Source organism: Candidatus Bathyanammoxibius amoris, assembly GCA_024451685.1.
GTDB lineage: Bacteria > Planctomycetota > Brocadiia > Brocadiales > Bathyanammoxibiaceae > Bathyanammoxibius > Bathyanammoxibius amoris.
In genome coordinates this window covers 34734-54672 of the sequence record JAMXCW010000001.1, presented here as the reverse complement: position 1 = coordinate 54672, position 19939 = coordinate 34734, and the positions used below count along the sequence as shown (strand labels likewise).

The window sequence follows — 19939 nt, the reverse complement described above, 5'->3', positions numbered from 1 at the left end:
ATGTCACACACCCCGGGGGCCGTAAAGGCCGTAATCTTTGACCTCGATGACACCCTCTACGACTGCTCTGGGACTCTTGTACGCTCTCAGAGACTTATGGCGGCAAAGGTCATCGCCCGCGCCATCGGGTGTCCGGAGAAAGAGGCCTATGAACTACAGCTTGAACTCGACAGGAAAAAGACCCCCGACAGCGACCTGTATGAGGCCATAGCCCGTCAATACTCCCTGCCCCACAGCTTTCTTGAAGACGTCAAGGAGGCACTTTCTGAGGTAAGTATCAGTGGGAGTGGAATAAAGCCTTTTCCAGGGGCGGTGGAAACTCTCACGGAACTGAAAGACAGGGGATTTGTGTTATTTCTTGTCACTATGGGCAAGCGTGAGGAGCAGGAAGAGAAGGTGCACGTGCTGGGCTTGGATGGACTATTTGGCGAAATAGCCATCCTGGATACAAGTAAGGCCAGCCCGGATGCCAAGAAGGCAAGTTTTAAGGACATCCTGGACAGGCACGGTCTGAAACCGGAACAGGTCCTCTGCGTGGGTGACAGAATGGACCGGGAACTCAAGGTGGCGAAGGAGTTGGGGATTACTACGATAATGATAAAGCACGGAAGGCACTACCAGCGCTTCATCTCAGACCCCACTAACAGCGAGAAACCCGATATATATATAGAAAACATGGCCGACCTGCCTGGTATCGTCCCCGTTAAACAGCCATCCCAATAATCCTTGCCCCAAAGACTATCCTGTCGTCCACCACTCCCTGCGTGTCAAAGATGGCCCTTCTGGGTCTTAATTCAAGGTTTTTTGCTATCAGTATAAGTTTGTCTCCGGGAACCACCGTGCCGCGGAACTTTACCTTGTCTACGCCGCCAAAACCCAGAAACCTCTCGTCAGCCATAGCCCTCTTGTAATAATAGGTACACAGCTGCGCGGCCGCCTCTACCATAAGAACGCCGGGCATCAGCGGTCTTCCAGGTATATGGCCACGCACCCAGAATTCATCCGCCGTCACGTCCTTGTAGCCCACAATAAGTTTGTTGTCCGGGTCATATCTCAATATCGCCGTAAGCTGCTCCATCTCGTAGCGGTGGGGGTTAACGTCCCTTATTTCCTCAATGCTTACCTCCGGCTTATCGAGGTCAAACCCCTTGAGGTCAACTAGAAATTTTGGTGGCATCTATGCTGCCCTCCGGTTAAAGAACACGTCCATTCGGTACATTCCTATCCTCCACCAAGCACCTTTTCCTTTATCAGCTTGTACGAATACTCTAACGCCTCGTCAATCTTGTCCACTCGATTTCCACCGGCCTGCGCCATATCCGCCCTGCCACCGCCTCCACCGCCAATCAACTTTGCGACACCCCTGGCTATCTCAGCGGCATGCAGCCCGCGTTGCACAAGGTCCTTGCTCAACGAAGTTATCACCACCACCGCACCGTCCTCCGCGGAGGCTAGCACTATGGCAATAGAAGTCGCCTGGGCCTTGAGTGTATCGGCAGCCCTGCGAAGGTCGTCCACCCTGGCCCCTTCCAACATCTCCGTCACAATCTTTACGCCGGATACCTCCCTGGCACGGGTGAGAAGGTCACCCGTCGCCTTGCCCATGTCCCCCGTTTTCAGTCTCTTTATCTCCTTTTCAAGCTTTTTTATTTCTTCCAGCAGCCCTTCCACCCTGTCTGTAAGATCACTCTCCTGCACCTTTAACATGCGAGCCAGTCTCCCGACGGCATATTCCCTCTCCCTGACACTGGTAACGGCGGCGGGACCCGTGAGGGCCTCTATGCGGCGGATGCCCGCGGCAACAGAACCCTCTCCCACAATCTTGAACAGGCCCACCTCGCCGGTCCGTCTCAAGTGGATGCCGCCGCAGAGTTCCAGGCTGTAGTCTCCTATGTCTACCAGGCGCACCTTCTCACCATATTTTTCACCAAACAGCGCCACAGCACCCCTTTTTTTGGCCTCATCCTGGGACATCTCCTCCGTCTCCACAGGAGAGTCCTCTGTAACCTTCTCATTTACCAGGTCTTCTATCCTGGAGAGTTCTTCGTTGCTGAGGGCCTGAAAGTGGTTAAAGTCAAAGCGCAGCCTCTCGGGGGCCACCAGGGAACCTGCCTGCTCCGCATGTTCACCCACCACCTGTCTGAGCACGTGGTGTAATATGTGTGTTGCCGTATGGTTGCGGCTTATCGCGGCCCTTCTTTCGAGGTCGACCTCGCACGTGAGCTTGTCGCCGACAGACACTTTACCCTTTGTCACTTTTGAGTCGTGCAGGATGAAATCGTCCGCCCTCCTCGTGTCCGTAACATCCAAAGAGAAATCCTTACCCTTGAGGCAGCCTGTATCTCCTACCTGTCCACCCGCCTCGCCATAGAAGGGCGTACGGTCTAAAACCACCACAACCGATTGACCCTTCTCTGCACTCCCGGCCAATTGGTCTCCCGCAATAATGGCCAGCACCTTCGCGTCCACCCTGCCCCCAAGGTAACCCTGGAATTCCGTTCCCTCGCAGGACTCCTTAAGCTGCGCGACCGGTCCTGAGTCAAAGACCGTCCCGCTTATATTCGAGGTGACCCTGGACAGCCGCGCGCGTTCTTCCATGTGTTTCTCAAACCCACTCTCGTCAAAACCAAAACCTTCCTCTTTACAGAAGGCGGCGGTGCCTTCTATGGGAAAACCGTAGGTGTCGTACAGCCTGAAGGCCTCTTCCGGGGGAAAGACCTTCTCCCCCTCCTTCTTTAGCGACGTGCCAATCTCTTCGAGCCGGCGCATGCCCTGATAATAGGTCTGCAGGAACCTCTTCTCCTCGTTCTCTATTATCCGCGCTATATTTTCGCGACGCGCCCTGACCTCGGGGTAAGGTCTTTCCATTACATCGGCTATCACCGGCACCAGCTTGTACAGTGACACCTTCTCATGGCCCATCTGCATCGCGTCCCTCACCGCACGTCTGATAAGGCGCCGCTCCACGTAGCCCCTCCCCTCGTTTGACGGCAGGACACCGTCCGAGATACAGAAAACCACCGCACGGATGTGGTCGGCAATCCTGCGAAAGAGTACCGTGTTGTCACCCGCACATTTTACACCCAGGATGTCTTCCAACTCATTGATTATCGGTACAAATATGTCTACTATTTCAAAATTGTTCAGCACACCCTGCGTAATCCTTGCCATCCTTTCAAGGCCCATCCCGGTATCAATACCCTTATGGGCCAGCGGATCCAGCACCCCCCGGCCCTTACGGTCATACTGCACAAAGACCAGATTCCATATCTCCACGAAGCGTTCACAGTGGTTACAGTTGGGATTACAATCATCCCTGCCGCATCCGACAGCCTCTCCCTGGTCATAGAATATCTCGGCGCAGGGCCCGCAAGGGCCGTTTGGCCCCTGCGACGGCGCGTTGGCCGGCCAGAAGTTCGCATCCTCTCCGTACTGGAATATCCTTGAACCCGGCAGGCCGACCTTCTTCTCCCATGCACCATAGGCCTCATCATCGTCAACGTACACGCTGGCGTACAGGCGGTCGGCCGGGAGTTTTAAATCTTCAAGCAGAAACTCCCATGCCAGTTCGATGGCCTCTTCCTTGAAGTAATCACCAAAGGAGAAATTCCCCAGCATTTCAAAGAAGGTGTGGTGGGAGGCGGTTTTCCCGACGTTGTCTATGTCACCGGTACGTAGACACTTCTGGGACGATGCGGCCCTGGTGTACGTAATCTTGCCCCTGCCCAGAAGCTGGTCCTTGAACTGGTTCATGCCCGCCCCGGTAAACAGCAGGGTAGGGTCATGCGTGGGTACCAGAGAGTCACTGGGAACTATCTTATGCCCCTTCTTCTCAAAGAATCTTAGGAACCGCTCCCTGAGGTCATTCGTCTTCATGTCATAGGGCTTTTTGAGAGTTTATGTACTTGAGGCAAGAGATTGTTTTCAGGGAGAAATCAGTCCTTTTGGGCATCCTTCCTCTTACCCGCCGTTGCCTGTTCCGCCGATGCAAGCTTCTGCAATACCACCTGCTTTATTTCTTCCATAAGCTTGGGGTTTTCTTCAAGAAAAGTCTTGGTGTTTTCCCTGCCCTGCCCCAGGCGTATCTTTCCGTATGAGAACCACGCGCCACTCTTATCAACTATGTTATGCGCAAGCGCCAAATCAACCACGTCACCTGAAAAGGAGATGCCGCCCTTATACATGAGGTCAAACTCCGTCTTACGGAAAGGGGGTGCGACCTTGTTTTTTACCACCATCGCCCTGACCCTGTTGCCTATTGCACGGTCACCGTCTTTGATTATTCCAATCCTCCGCACCTCTATACGGACAGAGGCGTAGAACTTAAGCGCCCTGCCGCCCGGCGTCGTCTCCGGGTTGCCGAACATAACGCCAATCTTTTCCCTTATCTGGTTGATAAATACAAGGCAGGTATTTGATTTGGAGATTACGCCCGATAGCTTGCGCATGGCCTGGGACATCAGTCTTGCCTGAAGTCCAATCTGCATATCACCCATATTGCCCTCTATCTCCGCCTTTGGAGTCAGGGCCGCAACGGAGTCCACCACTATAATGTCCACCGCGCTGGACCTGACAAGCGTCTCCACTATGTCCAGGGCCTGCTCTCCCGTGTCGGGCTGGTTTATCAGGAGTTCATCCAGGTCTACACCCAGTTTTTTTGCATATTCCGGGTCAATGGCGTGTTCGGCGTCAATAAAGGCGGCCACACCACCCTGCTTCTGTGCGTTGGCCACTATTTGGAGGGCAAGCGTCGTCTTCCCGGAGGCCTCGGGACCAAATATCTCTATCACCCTGCCCCTGGGTACACCGTTTATGCCCAGGGCCAGGTCAAGAGACAATGAACCCGTAGAGATCGCCGGCACGCTGAGCCTTTCATGAGAGCCCATCCGCATTACGATACCCTTGTAATACTGTTTCTCCAGCTGAGAGAGGGCCCTCTCAAGGGCCTCACCCTTTTTATCCTTGTTCTTGTCCCTGTCCTTATCCGCAACTACCTGTTTTGCCATTCCTTTACTCCCTATTTCTAACAAGGGTTATTCTAAACGAAAACTCTCAAGCCTTGTATAGGCCGGACCCTTGGGGGATAACTGGCTGTGCATGAGCACAACACTTTTTATCCACTCCTGGCCAAAGTCATCTGTACAATGCCGCGCAACAAGTCGAACCAGAGTGTCCATGCCCTTTGTAGATTTTACGCGGCCCAGGGTAAGGTGAGGTGAATACCTGCGCCCTTCTTTTCTTATACCCAACTTCTCAAGAAACCCCTGTTCGAGCCTGGAGTTTATCTTGGCGAGGCTGCCGGAGGTGTCCTGAATCTCAACGATTAGCACCCGAGGCCTGTCGGGTCTGGGAAAGGCCCCAACACCCCTGAACCTGACACAAAAGGGCTCCAGACCGGCGACCGCCTCCTGCATTACTTCCTGTACCAGGGAAAGGTCAGTGTATTCTATAGAGCCGAGGAATTTTAGTGTGATGTGAATGTTCCCGGCTTCCACCCACTTAACGTCGCCCCCGGCTTCCTTCAGCCTCTCCTGTAAGACCCCGAATCTTTTCCTTATCGCCTCGTCTATCTCTACAGCAACAAAGGTCCTGAGTTTTTCCATTTATCAGGTTTTAATTAGGACCATCGACAAACCCTGCACAACCGTCATTTTGGGGGCACATGAAGACCGCATGGACCTCTGAATACAAAGTTTTACTATACCTTAGGGGAAAAATTTATTCAAGGGAAAACGGTTTGTCAGAGACCGCGCACCTGTTTCAGGTAGCCCTTCAGGTTCCTCCCGGTTTCCTGAATCGAATCGCCACCGAATTTCTCCATAAAAGCCTTTGCAATCTCAAAACTTACGACAGCTTCCACCACTACCGACGCCGCAGGCGCCGCACACACGTCGGAACGCTCGGCGGCCGCCGGAGAGGTCTTTTTTGTACTCAGGTCCACCGACTCCAGCGACTTGCGCAGGGTAGGTATTGGCTTCATCGCCGCCCTGACGACCACGGGCTCTCCGTTTGTCACTCCGCCTTCAAGCCCGCCGGCCCGGTTAGTCTTCCGGTAAAAGCCCCCGGTCAGGCTCTCACCACGGGACTTTTCGTCGTAGTATATGCAGTCATGCACCTCCGAACCCGGTCTCTCAGCTACCTGAAAGCCAAGCCCTATCTCGACACCCTTCATGGCCTGGACCGACATAACCGCAGAGGCGAGCCTGCCGTCAAGCCTCTGGTCCCACTGCGCACTGCTGCCCAGTCCCGGCGGGACACCGTACACCGTCACCTCTATCAACCCGCCCACTGAGTCACCGGCATCCGCTGCCTCTTTAATCCTCTTCGTCATCCGTTCCTCCGCCCCTTTGTCAAGGCAGTAGGTACCGCTTGAGTCCCTGAGCCTCCGGATATCTTCCGGGTCTAAATCCTGCGCCGGGGTATCGTCCATGACGCCGCCAATCCCCCTGACGTAACCAATGGCCTTGATTCCAAACTCGTTGAGCAGGGTCCCGGCCAGGGCCCCTGCCGCCACCCGTGCCGCCGTCTCTCTGGCGCTCGACCGCTCAAGCACGTTTCGCATGTCGTGGAACCCGTATTTCATGGCCCCCGCCAGGTCGGCGTGGCCCGGCCTTGCGCTGGTAAGCTCCGGCAGCTGGTCAATACTGGAGTCCTTATTCTCTATTCTCATACATATCGGGCTCCCCAGGGTAACGCCTTTTCTGATGCCGGAGAGGATTTCCACCTCATCCTTTTCGATGCCCATTCTAGGGCCCCTGCCAACGCCTCCCTGGCGGCGCCTGAGTTCGTTATTTATCGCCTCAAGGTCAATGCACACCCCCGCCGGAAATCCCTCCACCACGGCCAGCATGCACTTGCCGTGAGACTCCCCTGCTGTTATGTATCTAAGCATAATAGTAATCTCCTTAGAACCGTATTATTTCGACATTAACGGCTTTGTCAAGGATTCTTACGCATGCATTAGCATATTTTGTTTGCTCTATCGGAGGAACCCCTGCTAAAATAGCCCGATTACATCTTAAGCCCTTTCCGTCAATTACTTAGGAGAAACATGTACCCGGTCTTTATAAGCCTGCGCTACCTCAAGAGAAGAAAGAGTTGCTATATCGCCATCGCGGCGGTGGCAATTAGCGTTATGACGTACATAGTGGTCCTGTCCGTGATGAGCGGCTTTGACAAGGAGCTGCGGATGCGTATCCGGGGGACCCTGACGAATGTAATAATCCTGAGGGGCGGAATTTACGGCTTTACCGACTACCAGGATGTTATGGAGAGGGTAAAAAAGGTAAAACACGTAAAGGCCTGCGCACCGTTTGTGGAGGGTCCCGCGCTTATGAGGATACGGGGCTCCAAGGAGTTTGCGTATTTCAGGGGAATAGACCCCAAGCTGGAGGCGGAGGTCGGAAAATTCGGCACTTACCTGAAGGAGTTCGGCGGCAAACCGGAGTATCTCAACCTGCGCCACGGGGAGAACAATATCTACAGCGCGTTCGTGGGTGTGGAACGCCTGCGGCTCGCGCCGGGTGACCCTGTCAAAGACCCGGACAGCTTCGTGCCCAACGGGGAGAAGATAGTGCTCGTCACCGTTAAGGGCTGGGACAAGATAAGCGTAAAGCCCTTTATCGTGGAAGGCAGGTTCCAGTCCGGCATGTACGACTACGACAAAACCTACGTGTACATCCCGCTGAAGGCTGCGCAGGAATTGACCGGAAGCCTTGACTCTGTGACGGGTATAAGCGTCGGACTGGACGACTACCGCCGTTCCTCGGAAATAAGGGACGAACTGCAGAAGATGCTGGGTTCGCAGTATTTCGTGCAGACATGGGAGGATGCGAGAAAGACCTTCCTGAGGGCGGTACAACTGGAGAGGCGGGTGATGGCCATAATCCTCTTATTTTTACTCCTGATAGCCGGTTTTTGCATCATGGCAATCCTCAGGATGATAGTCTTCGTCGTAGCAAAGGACATCGGGATACTTAAGTCTATCGGCGCCACGCAGACCGGCATAATGAGCGTTTTCCTGTTCAACGGGTTTATCGTAGGAGTTATCGGCTCGGCCATAGGTGTGGCACTCGGTGCCGGGATAGCACTGAGGGTCAACTGGATGGAGCAGCAACTTTACGGCATTACGGGATGGAGGCCATTCCCTCCGGAGGTCTATTATTTTAACGAGATTCCGGTGTTACTGAACCTCTGGGACATATTAATTATTACCGGCGTGGCCATAGTCCTCAGTGTCCTTGCCAGTGTCTACCCCGCGATGAAGGCCGCCAGGCTCAACCCCGTGGAAGTCTTGCGTTACGAGTAGCCGCGAACTCCCTGCCGCTATTCCCCGCCCGGCTCCTCAGGTGTTGACAGACCGCACACCAAAGATGTAATGTGTAATTGTGACATCCGCAAGGCCAGAAACTGAATCCATATACAAGTTATCACCAACAAGACATGACAGAGATAACCGAAAAAGACAGAGACCGTAAGGTTGTGGAAATAGTCAAGCAGTTCCTCCGCTCGGCCATTTTCTATCGCAAGCTCTTTTCAGACTACCACATGGGCAACCTGAGATTTGATGCCGTACAGGAACTGGTAGACGACAAAGGGCATTCAATGCTCTTTAACGTGAAGAAGAACTGCCAGACGTTATTCCGCAACAACGACCATTCCACGGAACAGGAAATGTTATTTGACCTGGCCATAGGTTCAATCTTTCACGAGGCCATGATCATAAGAGAAAACTGTTATCAGCTGGAGGTATACATGCCCAAGCTCTACAAGCTGAAGCAAAAGGCCTCTAAGACGTCTCTCGAGAAGAAATTCCTTAGAGAAGAAAACCATATCCTTATGAGGGCAAAAAAGAGGCTGGCCGAGGAGTTGAAAGAGACCAACACCCTGATAATCAACACATTGGAACAGCTGAAGGATTTGATTACAGGCTATCGTGAAAACGGCCTTCTGGTCCGGTTCCTGCTGGAGGAGGAGGAACTGGTAGAGGAGGCGTTCGGCAAGAAGAGTCGGGACGAAATCCTGTCCTCCATGTATAAGGACGGCAGGCGGGAAGCATTCCTTGTGGCCGCAAAGAGCTATCACAAGAGCGGATACAACAAGAAGGCAAAGGAGATGTCGGGCAAGGCGCTGGCTATACGCTCAGACGACAACATACAGTTCTTGCATCTCTTCTATTCCGGTATGAATGATTACTATGAAAGAGACTTCTCCGGTGCGCTTGAAAACTTTAAGCAAGCGAAGGCGTTGGCAGAGCATCTGTATGATTGTGAGGAGAACATCGAGAAGATAGAATCCATCACACCGAGAATATTGGAACTTCAGCACGAAAGTTATTGAAAAACTTTTGATTGCGTCCGGCGCAATTAAAAAAAGAGAGCGTCTTAAACCCTCTCTTTTAAACTCCTGTCTCTTTATATCCCTTTTTTAATCGGTCTTTATTGGGATTCTTTTCGCTTTGGCCTTGTCAGACTTTGGAAGCGTTACCTGAAGTACGCCTTCCTTATAATCCGCTTTTGCCTTGTCCGCCTCTACAGCGGCCGGCAGGGGTATGGTGCGGCAGAAATTCCCGTACGATCTCTCAACTCTATAGAAGTTCTTGCCCTTCTCTTCCTTTTCTTCCTTCTTCTCACCCTTTATTGTCAGGTTTTCACCTGAAACAGCTATGTCCACGCTCTTCGGGTCTACACCAGGCAACTCGACCTTAACTATGACGCTGTCGGACGTTTCCAAAACGTCTACCGCCGGGCCCCACCGTGCCGGCAGCCCACTCCTGCGGAAGAAGTCTTCAAACAGCCGGTCCATCTCCCTCTGCAGGGAACCAAAACCAGGCACTTCCGGCCATCTCATAATATCCGCCATAACGGCCCCCTCTCATATAGAAAAGACACTCAAATCTCTCTTATATAATAAATTATATTGCACCTAAAAACCTTGTCAACACAAAACCAGGGGCCTAAAAGTACTTGAAAGGGCCCATTGTTCTGATAAAATTTGATGAAAAAGGCAAAAACTCCCCTATGAAAAAGAGACTCTTCAGCGGTATCCAACCCACGGGTGAAGTACATATAGGTAACTACCTGGGGGCAATAAAGAACTGGGTCAAACTGCTCGACAAATACGACTGTATCTTCTCCATCGTCGACTACCACGCTATAACCGTGGAGCACAACCCCGATGACATGTCGAAGAAGATACTCCAGGTGGCGACTGCGGACATAGCCGCAGGACTTGACCCTGAACGCTGCACCATGTTTGTCCAGTCCCACGTGCCCGAACATGTCGAGCTGGCATGGATACTTAACACCGTCACACCCATAGGCCATCTCGAGCGCATGACCCAGTTCAAGGACAAGGCGCAGCAACAAAGGGAAAACGTAAACGCGGGACTGTTCGTTTACCCTATACTCCAGGCGGCCGACATACTCCTCTACAAGGCGGAGGTCGTGCCCGTGGGAGAAGACCAGCTCCAGCACCTTGAACTCTCAAGGGAAATAGTCCGGAAATTTAACAGACGCTACGGCAATATATTCCCTGAACCCAAGGAACTCCTTTCAGACGCACCAAGGATTATGGGCCTCGACGCCGCGAACAAGATGAGTAAGAGCATGAACAATTATATCGGCATCACTGAATCACCTGAGGCCATATGGAAAAAACTCTCGGTGGCGGTAACCGACCCGGCAAGGATAAAGCGTTCCGATCCCGGCACTCCAGAGATCTGCAACATCTACCACCTTCACAAATATTTCTCCTCGGACGAAGAGATTGACTGGGCCGCGGACGGCTGCAGGACGGCCGGAATCGGGTGCCTGGAATGCAAAAAAGTCCTGTCCGACAACATAATCCGGGAACTTGCGCCGATGAGACAAAAGGCAAAGGAACTGGACAACGACCCCGGCTACGTGCTGAACGTCCTGAAACGTGGCGCGGAGAGGTGTAGAGAGCTCGCCCACACAACTATGAAGGAGGTACGTTCGAGCATGGGACTAAACCTCAGCGTTTACCCAAAACAGTCCAAGACGTGAGACTATGGATTTAAAGTGGTAGAAAACCCCCATACCCATTCCCACGAAAACCCGTTCATAAGCGAGATAACCCGCCGGCTCAGGGAACATGCGGGCCTTGAGGAAGGCGCCGTAAAATCGCTCATCACCATCCCGCCAAGACCTGAGATGGGTGATTACGCACTGCCCTGTTTTACCTTCAAGGATAAACTCCAGAAGGCCCCGGCACTGATAGCAAAGGAACTCGCGGGTTCTCCGCTCGCGGGGGGAGAAATAATCCGGGTGGAGGCGCACGGGCCTTACCTGAACTTCTTTGTCGAGAGAAACAGGCTTGCGCAATGGGTGCTGGAAGAGGTCTTTGCCGAAAAAAACTCTTACGGCCAGCCCGGTATCGGCCACGGTAAGACGGTGGTCATTGACTTCTCATCCCCGAACATCGCAAAACACCTGGGCGTCCACCACCTCCGCTCCGCCGTTATCGGAAACGCCCTCTACAAGCTCCATAAGGCGCTCGGTTACCGGGTTATCGGGATAAACCACCTCGGGGACTGGGGCACACAGTTCGGCCAGCTCATAACGGCCTTCAGGCACTGGGGCAGTGAAGAGGCCCTGCAAGACAACCCCATAGGCGCGTTGAACGGCCTGTACGTAAAATTCCACGAAGAGGCCAGGGAAAACCCCTCACTCGAAGAAGAGGCCAGGGCGGCCTTCAAGGACCTCGAGGGCGGCAACCCCGACACAAGGAAACTCTGGGAACACTTCAGAGAAATGAGCCTGAAGGAATTTAATAAGGTCTACGACGCACTGGGGATAAAGTTTGACCACTACACCGGCGAGAGTTTTTACAACGAGATGCTTGATGATACCGTAGAGAGGCTCAAGTCCGCAGGACTCACGACGATAAGCGACGAGGCGCTTATAGTTGACCTGGATGAGTACGACATGCCACCCTGCCTGCTTAAGAAGCGTGACGAGGCAAGCCTCTACGCCACGCGCGACATCTGTGCCGCGGAATACCGTCACAAGGAGTACGGCTTCAGCAAGATGTTATACGTGGTGGGTTCCGAACAGAAACTGCATTTCAGACAGGTATTCAAGGTGCTTGAACTCCTGGGTGACGACTGGGTAAAGGACTGCGCCCACGTGGACTTCGGCCTCATAAAATTCAAACACGGCAGGATGTCCACCCGGAAGGGCGAGATAATCCTGCTTGAGGAGGTCCTCAACGAGGCGGTGACACGAGCAAGTGAGATAATAGACGAAAAGAATCCGGGGCTTGAAAACAAGGAACGGATAGCCCGTCAGGTGGGAATCGGCGCGGTCGTCTTCACCGACCTGTCAACGAGGCGGGCGAAGGACGTTGTCTTCGACTGGGACGTGGTCCTGAACTTCGACGGGGAGACCGGCCCCTACGTACAGTACACACACGCGCGTCTCTGCAGCGTGATAAGGAAATACGGGAAACCGGTGGGTACGGATGTGGACTACGGACTGCTCAAGGAGGAGGATGAGTACCTGCTGGTCAGGAAGCTGGAACAATTTACCCAGGCCACGGAAGGCGCCGTGCGTTCCTGCGAACCTATGATAGTGTGCAACTATTTACTGGAACTCTGCGGTACATTCAACCGCTACTACAACCACCACCGGATTCTCGGCCCGGATGAAACGTTGACAAAGGCGAGGATACTGCTCTCGGATTCGGTAAGACAGGCCATCAGAAACGGCCTTACTCTCCTTGGCCTCCAGACCCCTGAGGAGATGTAGGTTTATATCCAGGGTATTATGTTCTCAAACCTTAACATTATCACACCGTTCTTTCGGTCATGAACCGGGCGATGTCGCGGAAGGCGGACTTGTCCTCTACGGGTATCTCTTCAATGATCTTAAAGGACTTCTCAACAAGCTCGTCGGCAAATTTCTGCGAGTAATTTATTGTGTCGTATTTGTTGTAAAGCGATATAACCTCATCAACCACGCGTGACGACGTATCATTCCTGGGCTTGAGCATTATCTCAATAAGCCTTTCCCTGTCGCCCGCGCCCGCCTGGCTCATCGTATAGGCGTAGAGGAAGCTGGGCTTGCCTTCCTTTATATCCGAGCCGATTACGCCGCCCCGGCCCTTGCCGTGCGTGAGGTCTATGAGGTCGTCGCGTATCTGGAAGGCGGGTCCTATACTCCTGCCGAGCTCCCATATCTTCTCAACCACGTCGTCTGATTTTCCCGCCACCACGGCGCCGCCCACCATGCCGCAGGTCAGGTAATACGCCGTCTTCAGCTCCACTATCTGGAGGTAGTGCTCTATGGTAAAATCCGTGGAACCCCTCCAGTTTATGTCCAGGGCCTGCCCCTCCACGGTCTTTTCATACGTGATGGTAAAGATGTGCAGCAGCTTGAGTTTTTTTTCCAGTGGCAGGTCACACTCCAGTATGACGCGGTAGGCGCGGCCCAGCAGGTAGTCACCGACGTTTATGGCGTTTGCCGTGCCGTATTTGACCCAGACGGTGGGTTTGTCGCGCCGCATGGTGTCGCCGTCTTCTATGTCGTCGTGGACGAGAAACATGTTATGCAGTATCTCGACGGCGGCGGCAAACGGCATGGCCTCATCCGGATTGCCGCCCAGGCCCTCACATATAATAAGGCAAAGCGCCGGGCGCATACGCTTGCCGCCCGATTCCATGTGATACCAGATAGCGTCGCTCAGATAATCATCTTTGACGGGGATAAGTCCTTTGAGGTAAGCGTCAATACGCGTGCCGTACGACTTCAGGGATTCTTCTATGTTTTTCACGATGCGTTCCCGTTAATGGATATTACGATAACGGCCCACCCCCACGTTTCACATTATAACCATCTGGCCGTTTAAGGCCAGGCCTAACGCATAAATATACCACTTACTTTTCCAGGGTTACGCCCGGCTCAGGAACTCGCCGCTGCGGGTGTCTACCTTTAGAACGTCTCCTTCGTTTATAAACATAGGCACCTTTATCTCAAGGCCGGTCTCCAGCTTGGCCGGCTTGAATGCGTTAGTGACGGTGTCGCCCTTCGTGCCCGGCGAGGTCTCCGTTACCTTTAACTCAACGGCGGCGGGCAGTTCAACCGACACCGGCCTGCCCTCATAGAAACCAACCCTGACCTTGGAATTGAGAGACATGTACAGGGCATAATCGTCCAATACGCTCCCCGGCAGAAACTCCTGCTCCAGCGTCTCGGTATCCATCATACAGTAGTTGCTTCCGTCGTGGTAAAGATATTCCATGGTGCGGTAATCCATGAAGACCTTGTCTATCTTATCCGTGACGCGGAAGCGGCTCTGTATTACGTTGCCCTGTTTCAGGTTCTTAAGCCTTGCCTGTATCAGCCCGCGTTTATTGCCGGGGGTAAGGTGGTGAAATCCCACAACCACGTACAGGTCCCCGTCATGCTTTATCATCATCCCGTTTCTTATCTCTGTAGCGTTTATCAACCCTTATGACCCCTTTAGTACAAACCCTTACTTGTATCGCCGATTCTTAAAAAATCGCATTATAACAAAATCTCTACATGAATTCCATAATAACGGAGTCCGCCACGAAAAGGCCCTTACGTGTAAGGCGGAGCCTGCCCCGTTTCATACTAATCATGCCCAGCTCACATAGCCTGTCTATCGGGTCTCCGTAGAGTTCACTCAGGGAGAAACCCGTCCGGGCGGCAAAGTCTTCTTCCTTAATGCCGGAGGTCATTCTTAGCGCCATCATAAGGGTCTCGGCGGCGCGTTTTCTGGGAGACAGACGCTCCCTGAACGTGGTGGCGTCCTTTCCGGTGCCATCGTCTCCCATCTCAATCCGCCTGATATAGCGATCGACGTCCCTTACGTTGGAGGTGCGCCTGCCGTCCAGGTACGATACGGCACCGGCCCCGATACCCATATACGGAAGGTTCTCCCAGTAATTGATGTTATGGAGACACCGGCGGCCCTTCTTCGCGAAGTTCGATATCTCATAATGTCTGTAGCCGTTATTCGCCGATGTATTATTGGCCGATGCGAAGAAGGATATGGTCCTTTTCAGCATATCGAGCTGCGCGGCCTCATCCGGCGGCGCTGTTCCGCCCGACCTTATCTCCCTCGCCAGGGGCGTACCCCTCTCGACGCTGAGGCAGTAGGCCGAGACATGCTCCGGGTCAAGTGTCATGGCCTCAGAGAGGTCTTCCTCCCAGTCCTTAAGGGACTGCCCCGGCCAGCCGAATATCAGGTCAATGTTCAGGTTGTTAAACCCGCCGTCCCGGAGCGCGGCGAAGGCGTTAAGTGAATCCATCCGCGAATGTACGCGCCCCAGCAACCTCAGGCCCCTCGCGTTAAAGGACTGGACGCCCAGGCTGACGCGGTTTACACCGCCGTCCTTTAAAAGGGCGACCTTCCCGGCGTTAAGCGTCCCCGGGTTCGCCTCCACCGTATATTCCTTTACCTGGCTTATGTCCAGCGAACCGTTTATGGCAGAAAGAAGCTGGTTGAGCTGCTCGTCCTTCATGGCCGTGGGCGTGCCGCCGCCGATATAAACCGTCCTGTAGGGATAGTCTGTTACGCCCCCAAGCTCCTTCTCCAGCGCCGCTATGTACCTGGAAGCGACGCCGGCCTGATAGACGGACGAGTTAAAGTCGCAGTAGCTGCACCTCTTCACGCAGAACGGTATGTGGACGTAAAGGGCGGCGGGTTGTGTCATCTGTCTCTGCATGGTCGATCGTAGTCGTAATATATCGTGGCAACTAGCATGTCAGGTGAAGGGCGGTGACGACGGTCTTATCGCCTCCCGCAAAGTCATTATGCCGCCTGCAGGCCTCCGGCGTTACGGCGACATGGAGCTCTATGCCTCTCTCCTCAAGCAGTATCTTTAACTCGTGAGCAACCTTCATGCGGTCATCCTGACCTGTCCCCACTATTAATATCCGTGGCGCGGCCTGGAGTATCTCACCGACGTCCTCCTCCTGCAGCCTGTGCCCGTCCTTCCGCCACCAGCCGGCGTTCACCCTGTCCGGGTATATTATCACGTCGCTCGAATAGTCGCACCCGTCAATCCTGATATTGCCGAAGCTTGAGGAGTCGATGTGCATGATATACCGTATCAAAATCTCACAGATGGTCAGCTGTGTGTGACCCCTGTGGAGAATTATCTAACGTCTCTACCCGTAACGGTCGACCTCGTCCTTGTCGACCATGGGAACGAAGATACAGCTAAGGAGCTGCTCCTGTTTGGTAAACGCTCCCGACCGGGTAATCCTGTGAAGGATCTGGTGTTCGGGGTATCCCACGGGGATTACCAGGCGCCCGCCGTCGGCGAGCTGTGTTACCAGCGCCGGGGGGATGTTGTCTGCGGCGGCGGTTACGATTATGGCGTCGTAAGGGGCCTCTTCTTTGTATCCGGTATGACCGTCACTCACACGGAAGGTTATCCGGTGACCGTAGCCCAGCTCCTCAAGCGTATCCCTGGCCCGCTCAAGCAGCACAGGTCTTATCTCCACGGTGTAGACGTTGTCCACCATTTCAGCCAGTATGGCCGTCTGGTAGCCTGAGCCCGTGCCTATCTCAAGCACCCTGTCCGACCTCCTCAGTTGCAAGGCCTGGGTCATACAGGCCACCATGTATGGCTGGGATATGGTCTGCGCCTCTCCGATGGGCGCGGGCATGTCATCGTACGCCCTGCTCCACACATCCACGGGCATGAAGAGGTGGCGCGGCACCTTCCCCATGGCCTTGAGGACACGCTCGTCAACTATATCCCTCCCCCTGAGCTGCGTCCTTACCATCTCCATACGTCTGGTCTCGAAGTCCATGATTTTCATGACTTTACCTGCATTTATCTATAAGCTCTTTAAGCATCTTACGGTGGCAGTAGGTGTCTTCTTCCTCGTGGCAGAACAGCGTGATGGTCTCTTTTTTGGCCCTCCCGGCAAGGACCTTTACCTTGTCCTTTTGAGTCCTCATCTCACTGAGGTATTTCCTTCTGAATTCTTTAAACGGGATTTTCTTTTTTATCCAGTCGTTGAGGAGTCCGGGGCTTGGTGCCAGGTCTTTATCCCACTCGTCTATCCGTTTTTTGGAGACACCCCTGGGCCACCGCCTCATTATGAGCAGTTTTAGCCCTTCCCCCGGGGTTTCTTTATCATAGATGGATTTCGTCCCTATTCCTCTCCCCACGGCCATATTAAATTATAGACCTGAAACGGGCCAAAGGCAAGCCAAAGACGGGGGGATTAGAACCTGTTTACTTACACGGGCAACCCATGGTTTTAGCCCCGGGCATTTACATATTACACACGCCCCATAAATGGGGCAGCTACACAAGAATAGACGTAGTACTTCTTATCCCTCAATAATCCCCGATATGCGTTTGATTGCCCTCTCCATGACGTCGCGGCTTTTGGCCTCGACGTTCAGGCGGAGACGGGGCTCGGTGTTGGACTTCCTGACGTTGAACCACCAGTCCCTGTACTCGGCGGTGACGCCGTCGAGACGGTCGACCTTGCCGTCTCTGAAACTCTCGGCGAGCTCGTCTATCTTCGCGTCCTTGTCCTCCACGGTGAAGTTTATCTCGCCGCTTGAGTAGTATTTCTTGAGCGGTGCCACAAGGTTTGACATGCTCACCCTCTTCCGGCCAAGGATGTTCAGCATCTCAATGAAGGCAATCATGCCCGAATCCGCGTAATAGTTGTCGCGGAAATAGTAGTGCCCGGAGAGTTCGCCGCCGAATATGGCGTTTTTCTCCCTCATGGTGGCCTTTATGAAGGCGTGGCCCACCTTTTCACGGTACGGCACCCCGCCGTTTCTCTCTATCTCTTCTTTCACTACCCAGCTTGAGCGGAGGTCGTAAATAATAGTAGCCCCTTTGTCCTCGCTCAGGAATTCCCTTGAGATGAGGGCCGTGATAATGTCGCTGCCGATGGCCTCGCCCTTCTCGTCCACAAAGCACACGCGGTCGGCGTCACCGTCGAAGGCCACGCCAAGCTGGGCCTTCTCTTCCCGCACGCGTTCCTGGAGGTCTTTGAGGTTCTTGAGCTTCAAGGGGTCCGCCTCGTGGTTGGGAAAATTGCCGTCGAGTTCAAAATATAGCGGCACTATCTCGCAGGGAAGCCCTTCAAATACGAGGGGCACCATCTTCCCGGCCATGCCGTTCCCCGCGTCCACCACTATGCGCATGGCGCGTATGTTGCGGATGAAGGAGTGAACGTGCGCCTTATACTCTTCCAGTACGTCCTTCTCTATCACCTTGCCGGGGTGCTGAACGTCTTGCCGGGCGGGCGGGTGTATCGTCATGTCCCTTATCTTCGCCAGACCGCTCTCAAGCCCTACCGGCACCGCCTGTTCCCGGCATATCTTGAACCCGTTATATTCCGCCGGGTTGTGGGAGGCCGTGACCGACACGCTCCCGTCATAACCGTATTTCGCCACCGCGAAATACGTGACGTCCGTAGCGACAACGCCGATATCTATGGCGTTTACGCCGGTGGAGACGATGCCTTCAATAAGCGCCCGGGCCAGCGGCGTGGAGGAGTCCCGCATGTCCCTGCCCACCACGACGTCTTTTATGCTGCCCTTCTGCTGTCTGAGAAAGTGGACCATCGCGGTGCCGATACGCCTTGCCACGTCCTCATTGACCTCTTCAGGATAGAGGCCCCTGACATCATAACCCTTGAAGATTCCGGGTGTTACGTTGCTTCGCTGTTGCGGCATTACCGATGACCCCTTCGTCTCGCTGTATTCACACGTCTTACACTTTACGTAGTATCTCTTCTGTCTGGCGCGGCATATAGTAACGCTTATGGTAAATCTTTCTCCGGGACAGCGCCTTTCCTCCATTGCCAAAGCTTACCTCCCTTATCCATGTAATAGTAATACAATCTGCGGCCAAGAGGCAAAATAATTGATTTGGTAATATTTGTCAAACTGAAACGGAAATATATAAGGACGTCCACAGACACGGCAGGAATACTAACGATCCTTCAAGATGGACACGGCGGTCTCAAACTGCTCCCTTTCGCCCTCGACCAGACGGTCGGGCACGATGCCTGAGTCCCTGAATGAGGAGCCGTCGGCAAGTATATACTCCCCGGTGGTGAGTATAAGCGTTTTTTTCGCGCTCAGGGGTATCACATCCTGTATGGTGCCCTTGCCGTGGCTCTTCTGCCCGACAATGACGGCGTCCCTGTAGTGCCTGAGGGTCGCGGCGACTATCTCGGCGCTGCTCGCGGTGGAGGCGTTTATTAGAACGACTATCGGGATGTCTTCGGTCAGTGTGGGCAGGGCCCTTGTATGAGCAAAGTGCTGTTCGCTTCCTTTCCTGCGTACCTCTGTGAGCAGCAGTTTGCCGCCGGAGATGAAATTACCCAGCACGTCGAGCGCGCTCTGCAAAAAGCCTCCGGGGTTGTCACGCAGGTCCAGTATAAAACCATCCATGTCCCCCAGGTTGCCCATGGCGTTTTTGAAATCCCTGTTCGTCCTCCTGCTGAAGTATTTCAGCCTCATGTAACCGATGTAATTAAAGTCCCGCTCAAGGAGTTCAGCCCTTGCGATGGTGCCCTCTTCTTCAAGGCCGCGAACGAACCCCAGGGAGGACGGTTTGCGGTCAATAATCCTGCTCTCTTCATCTAGAGAACCGACTACGTCTTCAAGCGACCCGGCCTTCAGGACCGTAACGTCAAACTCCTTGCCTTTCCCCGTATAGTAAGACTCCTCAATAGCCCGTACGGCCTTCTCCATCTCCACGGCGCGTTGTTCATTCTTACCATTATCATTGCCGGAACGCACCTGTGCCAAAACTGTCTCTACGGAAGCAGTCAATAATATAAAAACAGAAATGGTGAGCAGAAGAGATGGCAATCTTATTCTCATAAAGGGATTATGGGAGTCGCGCAAGGGTTTATTGAAATACAATGACCTTGAGAAAGACAACAGTCTACATGTG

Annotated in this window: 19 protein-coding genes; 5 read left to right on the top strand and 14 right to left on the bottom strand. The window is 53.6% G+C overall.

Annotated features, from left to right (window positions below):
- Positions 1-723 carry an HAD hydrolase-like protein gene (locus NOU37_00270; GenBank protein MCQ4573675.1) on the top strand — a complete coding sequence of 241 codons (723 nt, stop codon included), beginning with the start codon at positions 1-3 and terminating at the stop codon, positions 721-723.
- On the opposite strand, the gene NOU37_00265 is transcribed toward NOU37_00270, so the two are convergent.
- The 5 genes from NOU37_00265 to aroC all read right to left on the bottom strand — a co-directional run bounded on the left by NOU37_00265 (position 704) and on the right by aroC (position 6892).
- Positions 704-1177 carry a beta-hydroxyacyl-ACP dehydratase gene (locus NOU37_00265; GenBank protein ID MCQ4573674.1) on the bottom strand — a complete coding sequence of 158 codons (474 nt, stop codon included), beginning with the start codon at positions 1175-1177 and terminating at the stop codon, positions 704-706. The two genes, NOU37_00270 and NOU37_00265, sit on opposite strands and share 20 nt — an antisense overlap.
- Before the next feature lie 44 nt (positions 1178-1221).
- On the bottom strand, positions 1222-3876 hold the full coding sequence (gene alaS, locus NOU37_00260; GenBank protein MCQ4573673.1) for an alanine--tRNA ligase: 2655 nt from the start codon (positions 3874-3876) through the stop codon (positions 1222-1224).
- A 59-nt stretch (positions 3877-3935) separates the two neighbouring features.
- Complete coding sequence (recA, locus tag NOU37_00255; GenBank protein ID MCQ4573672.1) at positions 3936-5006, bottom strand: recombinase RecA; 1071 nt, start codon at positions 5004-5006, stop codon at positions 3936-3938.
- 27 nt (positions 5007-5033) lie between these two features.
- The gene (gene thpR, locus NOU37_00250; GenBank protein MCQ4573671.1) at positions 5034-5603 is read right to left on the bottom strand and encodes an RNA 2',3'-cyclic phosphodiesterase; all 570 of its coding nucleotides are present in this window, start codon (positions 5601-5603) and stop codon (positions 5034-5036) included.
- A 137-nt stretch (positions 5604-5740) separates the two neighbouring features.
- Complete coding sequence (aroC, locus tag NOU37_00245) at positions 5741-6892, bottom strand: chorismate synthase (GenBank protein ID MCQ4573670.1); 1152 nt, start codon at positions 6890-6892, stop codon at positions 5741-5743.
- 159 nt (positions 6893-7051) lie between these two features.
- On the opposite strand from aroC, the gene NOU37_00240 reads away from it, so the two are divergent.
- Positions 7052-8308, top strand: a complete 1257-nt coding sequence (locus NOU37_00240) for an ABC transporter permease (protein ID MCQ4573669.1) — start codon at positions 7052-7054, stop codon at positions 8306-8308.
- Between the two features lie 134 nt (positions 8309-8442).
- The gene (locus NOU37_00235; GenBank protein ID MCQ4573668.1) at positions 8443-9339 is read left to right on the top strand and encodes a hypothetical protein; all 897 of its coding nucleotides are present in this window, start codon (positions 8443-8445) and stop codon (positions 9337-9339) included.
- Between the two features lie 87 nt (positions 9340-9426).
- Here NOU37_00235 and NOU37_00230 read toward each other — a convergent pair whose 3' ends face one another.
- The gene (locus tag NOU37_00230) at positions 9427-9861 is read right to left on the bottom strand and encodes an Hsp20/alpha crystallin family protein (GenBank protein MCQ4573667.1); all 435 of its coding nucleotides are present in this window, start codon (positions 9859-9861) and stop codon (positions 9427-9429) included.
- 158 nt (positions 9862-10019) lie between these two features.
- Here NOU37_00230 and trpS point away from each other — a divergent pair, with 158 nt between their 5' ends.
- Both trpS and argS read left to right on the top strand, forming a co-directional pair.
- Entirely contained in the window at positions 10020-11027 is a 1008-nt protein-coding gene (gene trpS / locus NOU37_00225) for a tryptophan--tRNA ligase (GenBank protein MCQ4573666.1), read from the top strand.
- A gap of 15 nt (positions 11028-11042) precedes the next feature.
- Positions 11043-12770, top strand: a complete 1728-nt coding sequence (gene argS / locus NOU37_00220) for an arginine--tRNA ligase (protein MCQ4573665.1) — start codon at positions 11043-11045, stop codon at positions 12768-12770.
- 40 nt (positions 12771-12810) lie between these two features.
- Here the strand turns inward: argS and NOU37_00215 are convergent, their stop codons facing one another.
- The 8 genes from NOU37_00215 to NOU37_00180 form a co-directional block, all read right to left on the bottom strand.
- The gene (locus tag NOU37_00215) at positions 12811-13794 is read right to left on the bottom strand and encodes a polyprenyl synthetase family protein (protein ID MCQ4573664.1); all 984 of its coding nucleotides are present in this window, start codon (positions 13792-13794) and stop codon (positions 12811-12813) included.
- Positions 13795-13911: 117 nt separating this feature from the next.
- Positions 13912-14469 (bottom strand): elongation factor P, encoded by a 558-nt coding sequence (efp, locus tag NOU37_00210; GenBank protein ID MCQ4573663.1) that lies wholly within the window; start codon positions 14467-14469, stop codon positions 13912-13914.
- Between the two features lie 73 nt (positions 14470-14542).
- Positions 14543-15703, bottom strand: a complete 1161-nt coding sequence (gene hemW, locus NOU37_00205; protein ID MCQ4573662.1) for a radical SAM family heme chaperone HemW — start codon at positions 15701-15703, stop codon at positions 14543-14545.
- A gap of 43 nt (positions 15704-15746) precedes the next feature.
- Positions 15747-16091, bottom strand: a complete 345-nt coding sequence (locus NOU37_00200; protein ID MCQ4573661.1) for an MTH938/NDUFAF3 family protein — start codon at positions 16089-16091, stop codon at positions 15747-15749.
- A gap of 69 nt (positions 16092-16160) precedes the next feature.
- Positions 16161-16820: a protein-L-isoaspartate(D-aspartate) O-methyltransferase gene (locus NOU37_00195; GenBank protein MCQ4573660.1), complete on the bottom strand. Its 660-nt coding sequence runs from the start codon at positions 16818-16820 to the stop codon at positions 16161-16163.
- 4 nt (positions 16821-16824) lie between these two features.
- Positions 16825-17181 (bottom strand): DUF488 family protein, encoded by a 357-nt coding sequence (locus NOU37_00190; protein MCQ4573659.1) that lies wholly within the window; start codon positions 17179-17181, stop codon positions 16825-16827.
- A 159-nt stretch (positions 17182-17340) separates the two neighbouring features.
- Complete coding sequence (locus tag NOU37_00185) at positions 17341-18834, bottom strand: phosphomannomutase/phosphoglucomutase (GenBank protein MCQ4573658.1); 1494 nt, start codon at positions 18832-18834, stop codon at positions 17341-17343.
- A 132-nt stretch (positions 18835-18966) separates the two neighbouring features.
- Positions 18967-19782, bottom strand: a complete 816-nt coding sequence (locus tag NOU37_00180) for a S41 family peptidase (GenBank protein MCQ4573657.1) — start codon at positions 19780-19782, stop codon at positions 18967-18969.
- Positions 19783-19939 lie beyond the last annotated feature (157 nt).

Coding starts and splice junctions, on each gene's coding strand:
- recA (MCQ4573672.1), bottom strand. CDS start 5,006: ATGGCAAAACAGGTAGTTGCGGATAAGGACAGGGACAAGAACAAGGAT.
- NOU37_00185 (MCQ4573658.1), bottom strand. CDS start 18,834: ATGGAGGAAAGGCGCTGTCCCGGAGAAAGATTTACCATAAGCGTTACT.
- NOU37_00200 (MCQ4573661.1), bottom strand. CDS start 16,091: ATGCACATCGACTCCTCAAGCTTCGGCAATATCAGGATTGACGGGTGC.
- NOU37_00230 (MCQ4573667.1), bottom strand. CDS start 9,861: ATGGCGGATATTATGAGATGGCCGGAAGTGCCTGGTTTTGGTTCCCTG.
- thpR (MCQ4573671.1), bottom strand. CDS start 5,603: ATGGAAAAACTCAGGACCTTTGTTGCTGTAGAGATAGACGAGGCGATA.
- NOU37_00190 (MCQ4573659.1), bottom strand. CDS start 17,181: ATGGCCGTGGGGAGAGGAATAGGGACGAAATCCATCTATGATAAAGAA.
- NOU37_00195 (MCQ4573660.1), bottom strand. CDS start 16,820: ATGAAAATCATGGACTTCGAGACCAGACGTATGGAGATGGTAAGGACG.
- NOU37_00270 (MCQ4573675.1), top strand. CDS start 1: ATGTCACACACCCCGGGGGCCGTAAAGGCCGTAATCTTTGACCTCGAT.
- NOU37_00240 (MCQ4573669.1), top strand. CDS start 7,052: ATGTACCCGGTCTTTATAAGCCTGCGCTACCTCAAGAGAAGAAAGAGT.
- aroC (MCQ4573670.1), bottom strand. CDS start 6,892: ATGCTTAGATACATAACAGCAGGGGAGTCTCACGGCAAGTGCATGCTG.
- NOU37_00235 (MCQ4573668.1), top strand. CDS start 8,443: ATGACAGAGATAACCGAAAAAGACAGAGACCGTAAGGTTGTGGAAATA.
- alaS (MCQ4573673.1), bottom strand. CDS start 3,876: ATGAAGACGAATGACCTCAGGGAGCGGTTCCTAAGATTCTTTGAGAAG.
- NOU37_00265 (MCQ4573674.1), bottom strand. CDS start 1,177: ATGCCACCAAAATTTCTAGTTGACCTCAAGGGGTTTGACCTCGATAAG.
- hemW (MCQ4573662.1), bottom strand. CDS start 15,703: ATGACACAACCCGCCGCCCTTTACGTCCACATACCGTTCTGCGTGAAG.
- trpS (MCQ4573666.1), top strand. CDS start 10,020: ATGAAAAAGAGACTCTTCAGCGGTATCCAACCCACGGGTGAAGTACAT.